Source organism: Thalassospira sp. SM2505, from assembly GCF_054901115.1.
In genome coordinates, this window is sequence record NZ_CM142731.1 from 1072808 (window position 1) to 1084077 (window position 11270).

Consider the following 11270-nt stretch of genomic DNA (forward strand, 5'->3'; position numbering starts at 1 on the left):
GCTGAAATTGGTACTTAAATGCCTATTAAATGTGTCAGGCCCGGTTTCCGTAAGGTCAGGGTCGTATAAAAATCCGACACATCATCAGGGAAACTGAATAGCGGTTTGCAAATTTCACCAAAATGAACCCGGTTTGCGGTTCTGCGGCATTTGCGGCCCAAGTCAGGGAGGAATGCGACGGCATGACGTCACAGAGTCCTATTTTGCAGATTAGCGACGTGTCGCTGGTTTTCGGCGGTGTGCGTGCGCTGAGTGATGTCAGCTTTTCGGTCCAGCCGGGCGAGCTTTTTTCGATTATCGGTCCGAACGGGGCTGGTAAGACATCAATGCTGAACTGTGTGTCCGGGCGTTATAGCCCGACATCTGGTTCCGTATCGTTCAAGGGGCAGGATGTCACGGGGCTCAAGCCCAATGACCGTGCTGAACTTGGCATCGGACGTACCTTCCAGAATCTGGCGTTGTTCGGCCATATGAATGTTCTGGATAACATCATGGTTGGTCGCCACCATCTTCTGAAGAACAACTTCATGAACGGGCCGCTTTACTGGTTTGGCGGCGCGCAGAAAGAAGAACTCGAACATCGCCGCTTCTGCGAGGATGTGATCGATTTTCTTGAAATCTCCCATATCCGCAAGGCAACAGCGGGCACGCTTTCATATGGTTTGCGCAAGCGCGTGGAACTTGCGCGTGCTGTTGCGCTGCGCCCTGACCTGATCCTGCTTGATGAACCGATGGCGGGCATGAACCTCGAAGAAAAAGAGGACATGGCGCGCTTCATCATCGACCTCAACGAAGAGTGGGGCATGACGGTGGTGATGATCGAACATGACATGGGTGTGGTTATGGATATCTCGAACCGCGTGATGGTTCTTGATTTCGGACGCAAGATTGCCGAAGGCCTCCCCGAAGAGGTGATGGCCAACAGTCACGTCAAGAAAGCCTATCTCGGCGAAGAAGACGACGAAACGGATGAAGACGAGCAGGTGGCCTGAGCATGAGCAGCAATATCCCCGATTATGCCGACGTTCAGTCGCTTGATACCTTCCCGAAAGTGCTGGCCTATAATGCCCGCAATTTTGGCGGTGAAATTGCCATGCGCGAAAAGGAATTCGGCATCTGGCAGGAATTCACCTGGAAAGACTATAACGACCGCGTCAAATGGATGACGCTTGGCATGCGCAGCCTTGGCATCAGCCAGGGTGATGTTGTCGGCATCATTGGTGAAAACCGTCCGGAATGGGTCTGGGGTGAAATCGCAGCCCACGCGCTGCGCGGTATGTCGGTCGGTCTGTATCAGGACAGCCTTCATGAAGAAGTCGCCTATCTGATCACCTATTCCGGTGCCCGGATCCTGATCGCTGAAGACGAAGAACAATGCGACAAGCTGATCGAGCTTGGTGAAGATATCCCGACTGTCGAGTACATCATTTATTGCGACCCGCGCGGGATGCGCAAATATGATGATCCGCGTTTGATGGATGTTGAAAAGCTTTATGAGCTTGGTCGCGCGCTTGAGGACAAAAATCCCGGTATCTATGACCAGATGGTTGCGGATACCCGTGGTGATGAATGTGCAATCCTGTGTACGACGTCGGGCACCACGTCCAAGCCGAAAATGGCAATGCTCAATTCCGGTGATTTTCTGGATCATTGTGCGGCCTACCTGCGTGCCGACCCGAAATATCCCGGTGACAACTATGTCTCTGTCCTGCCGCTTCCGTGGATCATGGAACAGGTCTATGTGGTTGGTCAGTCCCTGATCAGCCGCCAGATCGTCAATTTCGTCGAAGAGCAGGAAACCATGATGGCCGACCTGCGCGAAATTGGCCCGAACTTTGTTCTGCTGGCACCGCGCGTCTGGGAAACCATTGCAGCGGATGTCCGCGCCCGGATGATGGATTCCACACCGTTCAAACAAAAGATGTTTGATGCCGGTATGGCACTGGCCCGCACGGCCCTTGATAATGGTGGTCATTCCAAGCTGGCCGACATCATTCTGATGAATGCCCTGAAAGACCGCCTGGGATTCTCGAACCTGCGTTCGGCGGCAACCGGTGGTGCGGCGATTGGCCCGGAAACCTTCAAGTTCTTCCATGCCATGGGTGTGCCGCTACGCCAGCTTTATGGCCAGACCGAACTGTGTGGTGCCTATACCATCCATCAGCCGGACGACATTGATTTCGATACAGTCGGGATTGCCTTTGATAATTCCGACATTCAGGTCATCAACACCGATGAAAACGGGGTTGGCGAAATCGTTGCCCGCACGTCGGGGATGTTTACCGGTTACTACAAAAACCAGGATGCCTATGACGAAGATGTCAGGGATGGCTGGATGCATACCGGTGATGCCGGCTACTTCAAGGACGAAAACAAGCATCTTGTTGTGATCGACCGCATGAAGGATCTGGCAGAAACATCGACCGGGGTTCGGTATTCGCCGCAGTTTATCGAGAACAAACTGAAATTCTCGCCCTTCATTGCCGAGGCCGTGATCCTTGGCAAGGATCTGCCGTTCCTGTCGACCATGATCTGCATTCGCTATTCGATCATGGCCAAATGGGCCGAGCAGCGCGGGATCGCCTTTACCAACTACACCAACCTGTCCGCCCAGCCGCAGGTCTATGACATGATCACCAAGGAAATCCACGAGGTGAACAAGACCCTGCCCGAGGCACAGCGTATCAAGCGTTTCCTTCTTCTCTACAAGGAACTTGATGCCGATGACGGGGAACTGACCCGTACGCGCAAAGTGCGTCGTGGCGTGGTTGCCGAAAAATATGCCGACATCATTGATGCGGTTTATGCCGGCAATGACACGGTGGATATCGACACCATGATCACCTTCCAGGACGGGTCGAAAACCCGCATCCAGACAAGTGTGAAGGTCGTCGATCTCGAAGATAACAAGGTCGCACAGACGGCCCCGAAAGCCGCCGAATAAGGCAGCAGCAAAACTGTGGTCCCGGTCTATCGGATTGCGGGCCGCCATTACAGGGATGGCAACATGAATTTCGAACTTCTGTTCCAGCTTCTGCTGAACGGGTTGATTGTCGGCACACTCTATGGCGTCGTCGCGATGTGCTTTGTGCTGATCTATAAATCAACCCAGATCGTTAACTTTGCCCAGGGCGAGTTTCTGCTGATTGGCGCGTGGGTTTGCTATGCGTTTCTGGTGGAAATGAGTTTGCCTTTCTGGCTGGGTTTCCTGTTTACGCTGCTGTTTATGATGGCGTTTGGCATCATCCTTCAGATGGTCGTCTTGCGTCCGATGATCGGGGAACCGATCATTTCCGTGATCATGGTGACCATCGGCCTTTCTATTTTCTTCCAGGCCGCGACCAAGTGGATTTTCGGTGCCACCACGGCAAGCTATCCGCAAGTGTTCGAGACCCGGTCGATCAATCTGCTCGGGATGCAAATCGAAACCGCCTACATCATGAGTTTCGTGATCTCGCTGTTCATCATGGCAGGCTTCTACTGGTTCTTTAAATATTCCAAGCTCGGCCTGGCCATGCGCGCAACTGCATTTGACCAGCAGGTTGCGCAAAGCCTGGGTATTTCAGTCAAGACCGTCTTTGCAATGTCCTGGGCCATCTCGGCACTTGTTTCGGGGATTGCGGGGATTGTGATCGGCATGGTCAACGGCGTGTCTTCCGCACTTTCGGTGATCGGGATCAAGGTGTTCCCGGCGGTCATTCTGGGCGGGCTTGATTCAATTGTTGGCGCCATCGTTGGTGGTGTGATTATCGGCCTGCTTGAAAACACCGCCGAGTTTGTCGATGGCCAGTATCTGAACTGGGGCAACCTGTTCTCGATCGCACCGTTCTATGTGCTGATCATCATTCTGTGCATCAAGCCATATGGCCTGTTTGGCACCAAAGACATCGAACGTATCTAAGGGACGGGGAAACGAATTATGGCTGGATTTTCGATGCGTCCCTGCGGTGACTTCCGAACGACTTATCGTCAGGATACCCGCATTTTCGACACAACCTATGTCCGCAATGCCGCCATTCTTGGCATCGTTGCAGTGGCGTTGATCCCGTTTGTTCTGGATGGCTATTACGTCAACCTGTTCATCCAGATTTCCTATTTCGCCATCGCGGCGCTGGGGCTGAACATTCTGGTCGGCTTTACCGGACAGATTTCACTTGGGCATGCCGCGTTCTTTGGCTTCGGCGCATTTGCGTCGGCCTGGATCAACAATATGACCGGAATTCCGGTCTTGTTGTCGATCCCGCTTGCCGGTCTGATGACGGCGGCGGTCGGGATGCTGTTTGGCTTGCCTGCGGCCCGTATCAAGGGGCTCTATCTGGCGATTGCAACTTTGGCGGCCCAGTTCATCCTTGAAGACTTCTTTGCCCGGGCTGACTGGTTTACCGGTGGTTCCTATGGGGCGGCGGCCAATCCGATCAATGTGTTTGGCTATGAAATCCTTGATGATTTCAGCTTCTTCTATGTGGCGCTGTTCTTCCTGGTGGTGATGTATCTTCTGGGCACCAACCTGATGCGGACCCGTGATGGTCGTGCCTTTGTGGCAGTCCGTGACCATTATCTGTCGGCCGAAATCATGGGGATCAATCTTACCAAATATCGCCTGATGAGCTTTGCCATCTCGTCCTTCTATGCCGGTGTCGGCGGGGCGATGTACGGGCATTACCTTGGCTTTGTGTCTGCCGAGGGTTTCACCATTCTGCTGTCGATCCAGTTCCTGGGCATGATCATCATCGGTGGTCTTGGTTCGGTCAAAGGCACCCTGATGGGAACCGTCTTTATGGTGCTTTTGCCCGAAGTCATGGAAAGCGGTGTCAGCGCATTGAGTATTTTCGAATGGGCCAATTCGACGGCAGTGACCGACGGGCTGGCTTATATCAAGGAGATGGCGATTGGTCTGGCCATCATCCTGTTCCTGATCTTCGAACCGGACGGGCTTGCCCATCGCTGGAAGCAGATCAGGGCGTACTGGAAGCTTTATCCCTTCTCGTACTGATAAAGACCCCGAACCCGACCGCCAGAAACAAAAAGGTCGGGATCAAAACGGGGAGACCGGGAGGCTATCTTTGATGAAAACGTCCAAGGGAGACGTCGTTATGAAAAGACTGATTGCTGCGACCGCGATGGTTGCGACCGGCTTGTCATTCTCGGCAGCCAAGGCAGACGAAGTATTTGTCGGCCATCTGATGGATATCACCGGTGCGACCGGCTTTATCGGCAAGTTCTATGCTGATGGTGTGCGTGATGCGCTTTCCTACATCAATACCCATGGCGGTATTGACGGAACGGTGCTGGACTCTGAATCTGTTGACTATGCCTACAAGGTTCCCCAGGCCATTGCGAACTACAAGAAATGGCGTTCGCGCAACAACATGGTTGCCATGCAGGGCTGGGGCACCGGTGACACCGAAGCTCTGATCAGCTTTGTGGCACAGGATGAAGTTCCGGTTTATTCCGCTTCCTATTCCGGCCATCTGACCGATCCGACGGCTAAAAACCCGAAAACGGCAAAGCCGGCACCGTATAACTTCTTCTATGGGGCATCCTATTCCGACGCCTGCCGCGCCATGGTTCAGTGGGCAGCCGAAGACTGGAAACAGTCCGGCGGTTCCGGCAAGCCGATCTTCTCGCATATCGGGGATAACCATCCTTATCCGAACGCACCGAAAGAAGCCTGTGCTGAATACGCAACCGAACTTGGTTTCGAAGTAACCGCGCCGGTCGTTGTTTCGATGAAGCCGGGCGACTTCAAGGCACAGTGCCTGACCATGAAGGAAGCCGGTACCAATTACGGTTATCTTGGCAACCTGGGACCGTCGGTTGTTTCGCTTGTGAAGTCTTGCGATACGGTCGGTGCAACCCCGAAATGGCTGGCTAACATCTGGGCGGGTGACTATGAAACGCTCAAGACCATCGGTGATGTAGAAAACTATGTCTTCCCGGCCATGACCAGTTTCTGGACCGATGAAGGCGTTCCGGGCATGGATCTGGTACGTGAAATCTCCAAGATGTCTGACAGCTCGGGCTCCGAATTCCGCACCCATCATTACATCCGTGGCATTTGCTCGGCCTATTACATGAAAGAAGCCATGGAATGGGCAAAGGCAAATGGCGGTATCACCGGCGCGAACATCAAGGCCGGCATGTATGCACGTCAGATGTGGGTGCCAAAAGGTCTTGAAGGTGTTTGCATGGAAGCAACCTGGACTGCCGAAGACCATCGCGGCATCAACACCGTCAATATCTATAACGGCAGCGCCAAAGGCGGTGACGTAACGGTCAAGAAAATCACCACCGTTACCCTGCCGCGTCGTGACGACTGGCTCGGCTACTAGGACCTGAGTTCAGACATAAGAATGTCTCCCGGACTGTCCGGGGGCAGGGCATAAGACGCAAGATGCCCTGCCCCCGACAGCGGGGGATCCCAAAGAGATTATTCGAAGGGGACACCATGGCAGAGCCCGCCCGCAAAACTGACACCGCACAACCGATGCTGTCGGTCAATAACATCGAAGTTGTCTATGACGAGGTGATCCTTGTCCTGCGCGGGGTATCTCTAGAGGTTCCGCAAGGCAAAATCGTGACCCTGCTTGGCCCGAACGGGGCTGGCAAGTCGACAACGCTCAAGGCCATATCGGGATTGCTCAAAACCGAAGACGGCGAAGTCACCCGTGGCGACATCAATTTCATGGGCCAGCAGATTGCCAATGGCAACCCGGAAGACATCGTGCGCTCCGGCCTGTTTCAGGTCATGGAAGGCCGTCGCATCATCGAAGACATGACCTGTATCGAAAACCTGCGTCTGGGGGCCTATACCCGCAAGGACAAGGGCGTCAAAGATGACATCGAGATGGTCTTTGAATATTTCCCGCGTTTGAAAGAACGCACCGGTCTTGCCGGTTATCTGTCGGGCGGGGAACAGCAGATGCTGGCAATCGGGCGGTCCTTGATGGCGCGTCCGAAAATGATCCTGCTTGATGAACCGTCAATGGGTCTGTCGCCACTTCTGGTCAAGGAAGTGTTCGGGATCATCGAAAAGATCAATCGCGAACAGGGCATCACGATGCTCATCGTTGAACAGAACGCCAACTTTGCGCTTAAGGTTGCCGACTATGGCTATATCATGGAAAGCGGCAAGGTGGTTCTTGATGGCACGCGTGACGAGCTTCTGAACAACGAGGACGTCAAGGAATTCTATCTTGGCGGTGGTTCGGAAGAACGCAAAAGCTTCAAGAACATCAAATCATACAAGCGCCGCAAACGCTGGCTGTAACGATCTGATATCTTTGCTTGATGAATCTGGATGAAAGACGGGCAGATGCTGACGACTTATTATGATGCACGTGAAACACGCAAACCTGCCGACCGCGAAGCCGGACTGATGGCGGCACTGCCGCGTATCGTTCATCATGCCAAAACCAAGTCACCGGGCTATGGTCGCATTCTGGCCGATATTGATCCGCAAGTGATCTCGACGCGGGCCGCACTGGCAACCTTGCCGGTTACGCGGAAGTCCGACCTGATTGATGCACAGGCCAAGGACGCACCGCTTGCAGGGCTTAACGCCACGCCGGTTCCTGCCTTGGCGCGCATGTTCCAAAGCCCCGGCCCGATCTATGACCCGCAGGGCAAAGGCGATGACTGGTGGCGGATGGGACGTGCCTTTTTCGCTGCGGGCTTCCGTCCGGGCGATATCGTGCATAACTGTCTATCCTATCACCTGACGCCGGGCGGCTTTATTTTTGATAGCGGCGCACGGGCGTGTGGCTGTGTGGTTGTTCCGGCAGGCGTCGGACAAAGCGAAGCCCAGGTCAAGGCGATCAGCGACCTCAAACCTGCAGGCTATAGCGGAACGCCATCCTTCCTTAAAATCCTGATTGAAAAGGCCGAGGAACTTGGCGCTGACATCTCGTCAATCAAGCGCGCGCTTGTCTCGGGTGAGGCATTGCCGCCTGCTTTGCGCGACTGGTTTGCCGAGCGCGATATCGCGATGCTGCAATGCTATGCCAGTGCCGATCTTGGCCTGATTGCCTATGAAAGTGATGCCAAGGACGGGATGATCGTTGCCGAAGACATCATTCTTGAAATCGTCCGTCCGGGGACGGGCGAACCGGTTGCCGATGGCGAAGTCGGCGAAGTCGTCGTCACGACCCTTAATATGGATTATCCGCTGATCCGTTTTGCCACAGGTGATCTGTCGGCGATTGCCGCTGGTCAAAGCCCGTGCGGGCGCACCAATGACCGGATCAAGGGCTGGATGGGGCGTGCCGATCAGACCACCAAGATCAAGGGTATGTTTGTCCATCCCCAGCAGGTTGCCGAAATCGTTAAACGTCATGCTGCTATTTCCAAGGCCCGTCTGGTGGTCACGCGCGAAAATGACAATGACGTCATGACCCTTCTGTGTGAAGGCGATCAGGCGGCTGCGGACATGAATGCAATTGCCGAAACGATGGCCGGGGTTTGCAAGCTGCGCGGCGTCGTCGGCTGGAACCCGGACGGAAGCCTGCCCAATGATGGCAAGGTGATTGATGATCGTCGCGATCATTCCTGATCGACCAGATCCTGTTTTTATTCCCGCTCGGGAAACTTGCGCCGTCCGGTCTGACCGGGCGGCTTTTTTTTATGCCAGGGTCGCAAGTTGCACAAACAGACCACCGGCAAGCATCACAACAACGGCCCCGACCAGAACGTTCTTGGGTGACAACAAGCCACCCTTGTTATGATCGTGTTCATGAGTGTGATCGTGGTTGTGATCGTGACCGTGACCCGGTTCATGACTTCCATGATCATGCGCCGTTGATTTGTCTGCACCGGACCGCAACCAGACCAGAACACCGGCAAGCACAAAGGCCGCAAGATTAAGGAAGAATGTGTAATTGATTGCGAATGCGCTGATCTCGGCAATGTCGCGGCTGCTTTCGGGAACCTGATCAATGGCGGCGAATGCATAATGCAGCATCAGGGCGGTAATCACGATGCTGACATACATAATGCCCGCAATATAAAGCGCGGTTTTCCAGCCGTAATAGTTGGCATTGACCTTGACCAGCGGTGGCACCATCAAATCCGAATAGATAAAGCCCATAATCCCGGCAAAGCTGACACCACCAGCACTAAGCACTGTGGCAAGCGGGATGTTGCCCATCGACCCGATGAAAGTTGCTGCCGCGACAAAGGGCGCAATCAAAGCATTTTCCAGAACTCTGAGGAATGGGAGCTCCGCCCCGGATTGTGTTTCACCGGTCGCAAGGAACAATGTCTGCCAGACATGGTCTGGAACAAATACTGCAATAAAACCGGCAACGGTGAAACCGATCAGGATTTCACGCCAGACCATCTGCCATTCCATGACAAAACGATTGCCGACCTTTTGCCATCCCTCGACGGAGGTCACGCGTTTTTTCCAATCGAATTCATCATCGTCAGCGCCGGACGTTTCATCTGCATGATCACGGGCCGTGCGGATCAGTCGGGATGGATAGGTGATCCTGATCAGGATGGCGGAAATCAGGATCATGATGATCCCGCCAATAATCTCGGCGACCAGAAACTGCCAGCCAAGGAACAGGAAGATCAGGACGCCAAGCTCGATGACCAGATTGGTCGATGCAAACATGAAGGCGACGGTGGCAATGAAATGTGCACCTTTCTGAAACAGGGATCGCGCGGCGGACAAGGCGGCAAATGAACAGGAACTTGAAAGCGCGCCAAATATCCCGGCCAGCGAAATACTTGTGAAATTGCCATCACCCATGTGCTGAACCAGACGGCTTTTGGGGACAAAAACCTGGATCGCGGCACTGATCGCGTAGCCAAGAACAAAGGCCCACAAGGCATTCCAGAAGAAGCCGAGAGCTGTGATCACGCCATTTGCATATTGATCAAGGATGTTCATCGTTGCCGTCCGGCATAAGGGTGAAAGAAAAACGTGCCTGATATCTGAACGGTCAGAATTTCAAAGAGTTCCAAGATAGGCTTTTGCAAGCATCTGTGTATGATGTGCAAAACATCGAATATGCGGAGGGGAGACCAAGGTGCGCAGGAGCAAAAGCTTCGCCGTTTCTATCATTACGGTTTGCCAATTAATGGCGCTTGCCCTGTGGTTTTCCGCAACCGCCGTGCTGCCGCAATTGCGCAGCGAATTCAATATCGGTGCGGTGCAATCATCGCTGTTTACCAGCTCTGTTCTTCTTGGCTTTGTTCTGGGGACCGTCACCAGTGCCGTTTTCGGGCTGGCTGACCGGATCGAACCGCGCCGCTTCTGGGCCGTATCGGCGATCATTGCGGCAACGGCCAACATCCTGATCCTTTTTGTGCCGATTGATGGTGTGATGGTGATCTTGCTGCGCCTGATCACAGGCGTTTGCATGGCGGGCATTTATCCCGTCGGCATGAAAATGGTCGCCACCTGGTCACGCGGAGATACCGGGTTTCTGGTCGGGCTTCTGGTTGGTGCACTGACCATGGGATCAGCGTTGCCACATCTGTTTTCGGTGGCTGTTCCGCTTGACTGGCGTCTGGTAATCGTCGCGGCAAGTGCTTCGGCCTATATCGCGGCCATTGCTGTTCTGTTTGTCCATCTGGGCGGGACGCCGGGGCGTTCGCCGCGCTTTGATCCGCGCATGGTCGGGAAAATCTGGGCGAACAAGCCACTGCGTCATGCCTGTTATGGCTATTTCGGGCATATGTGGGAACTTTATGCCATGTGGGGCTGGATCGGCCTGTTCCTGTATGGGGCCTTTTCTGACCGTATGGTCGACAATCCCGGTGTCTGGTCGGCCCTTTCAACCTTTGCCATTGTTGGAGTTGGTGCCTTTGGATCACTGGCAGGCGGGTACTATGCAGACCGGATCGGACGAACGACGGTGACGATTGCCGCCATGGTGGTCAGCGGGGCCTGCGCACTTGTCGTGGGGGCATTTGCCGATGCGCCTTTTGCGCTGTTGATCGTGATCTGCATTATTTGGGGGATATCAGTGATCGCAGATTCCGCACAGTTTTCATCCTGCGTGATTGAACTTGCCGATCCCCACCAGGTCGGGACAGCCCTGACCCTGCAAAATGCCATCGGGTTTCTGATTGCACTGGTTTCAATTCATCTGGTGCCTGTTATTGCTGACTGGGCTGGCTGGTGGGGGGCGTTTGCCATGCTGTCGATTGGGCCGGTACTGGGTACGGTTGCAATGGTTCGTCTGCGTATGATGCCCGCCGCATCTCTTTTGGCGGGTGGTCGGAAATAGCCAATATGCGGTGATCTGCAAATTTGCAGG

At 54.2% G+C, this 11270-nt stretch carries 9 protein-coding genes; 8 read left to right on the forward strand and 1 reads right to left on the reverse strand.

Features of this window, described 5'->3' with window-relative positions:
- The first annotated feature begins 182 nt into the window (after nt 1-182).
- From ACTU44_RS04795 to ACTU44_RS04825, 7 genes are all read left to right on the forward strand, one after another.
- Nucleotides 183-992 (forward strand): ABC transporter ATP-binding protein, encoded by an 810-nt coding sequence (locus ACTU44_RS04795; protein ID WP_114098042.1) that lies wholly within the window; start codon nt 183-185, stop codon nt 990-992.
- A 2-nt stretch (nt 993-994) separates the two neighbouring features.
- Entirely contained in the window at nt 995-2944 is a 1950-nt protein-coding gene (locus ACTU44_RS04800; protein WP_336080124.1) for a long-chain fatty acid--CoA ligase, read from the forward strand.
- A gap of 63 nt (nt 2945-3007) precedes the next feature.
- The gene (locus tag ACTU44_RS04805) at nt 3008-3901 is read left to right on the forward strand and encodes a branched-chain amino acid ABC transporter permease (RefSeq protein WP_114097865.1); all 894 of its coding nucleotides are present in this window, start codon (nt 3008-3010) and stop codon (nt 3899-3901) included.
- Between the two features lie 18 nt (nt 3902-3919).
- Nucleotides 3920-4993 (forward strand): branched-chain amino acid ABC transporter permease, encoded by a 1074-nt coding sequence (locus ACTU44_RS04810; protein ID WP_114097866.1) that lies wholly within the window; start codon nt 3920-3922, stop codon nt 4991-4993.
- 100 nt (nt 4994-5093) lie between these two features.
- The gene (locus tag ACTU44_RS04815) at nt 5094-6332 is read left to right on the forward strand and encodes an ABC transporter substrate-binding protein (protein ID WP_114097867.1); all 1239 of its coding nucleotides are present in this window, start codon (nt 5094-5096) and stop codon (nt 6330-6332) included.
- Between the two features lie 116 nt (nt 6333-6448).
- Nucleotides 6449-7270, forward strand: coding sequence for an ABC transporter ATP-binding protein (locus ACTU44_RS04820; RefSeq protein ID WP_114097868.1), 822 nt, complete (start codon nt 6449-6451; stop codon nt 7268-7270).
- A 45-nt stretch (nt 7271-7315) separates the two neighbouring features.
- On the forward strand, nt 7316-8551 hold the full coding sequence (locus ACTU44_RS04825) for a phenylacetate--CoA ligase family protein (RefSeq protein WP_114098043.1): 1236 nt from the start codon (nt 7316-7318) through the stop codon (nt 8549-8551).
- Between the two features lie 69 nt (nt 8552-8620).
- Here ACTU44_RS04825 and ACTU44_RS04830 read toward each other — a convergent pair whose 3' ends face one another.
- A complete protein-coding gene (locus ACTU44_RS04830; protein WP_462096802.1) occupies nt 8621-9895 on the reverse strand; it encodes a permease in 1275 nt (424 codons plus the stop codon).
- A 139-nt stretch (nt 9896-10034) separates the two neighbouring features.
- On the opposite strand from ACTU44_RS04830, the gene ACTU44_RS04835 reads away from it, so the two are divergent.
- Nucleotides 10035-11240, forward strand: a complete 1206-nt coding sequence (locus ACTU44_RS04835) for an MFS transporter (RefSeq protein WP_114097870.1) — start codon at nt 10035-10037, stop codon at nt 11238-11240.
- Nucleotides 11241-11270 lie beyond the last annotated feature (30 nt).

Coding starts and splice junctions, on each gene's coding strand:
- ACTU44_RS04830 (WP_462096802.1), bottom strand. CDS start 9,895: ATGAACATCCTTGATCAATATGCAAATGGCGTGATCACAGCTCTCGGC.
- ACTU44_RS04820 (WP_114097868.1), top strand. CDS start 6,449: ATGGCAGAGCCCGCCCGCAAAACTGACACCGCACAACCGATGCTGTCG.
- ACTU44_RS04825 (WP_114098043.1), top strand. CDS start 7,316: ATGCTGACGACTTATTATGATGCACGTGAAACACGCAAACCTGCCGAC.
- ACTU44_RS04815 (WP_114097867.1), top strand. CDS start 5,094: ATGAAAAGACTGATTGCTGCGACCGCGATGGTTGCGACCGGCTTGTCA.
- ACTU44_RS04795 (WP_114098042.1), top strand. CDS start 183: ATGACGTCACAGAGTCCTATTTTGCAGATTAGCGACGTGTCGCTGGTT.
- ACTU44_RS04800 (WP_336080124.1), top strand. CDS start 995: ATGAGCAGCAATATCCCCGATTATGCCGACGTTCAGTCGCTTGATACC.
- ACTU44_RS04810 (WP_114097866.1), top strand. CDS start 3,920: ATGGCTGGATTTTCGATGCGTCCCTGCGGTGACTTCCGAACGACTTAT.
- ACTU44_RS04805 (WP_114097865.1), top strand. CDS start 3,008: ATGAATTTCGAACTTCTGTTCCAGCTTCTGCTGAACGGGTTGATTGTC.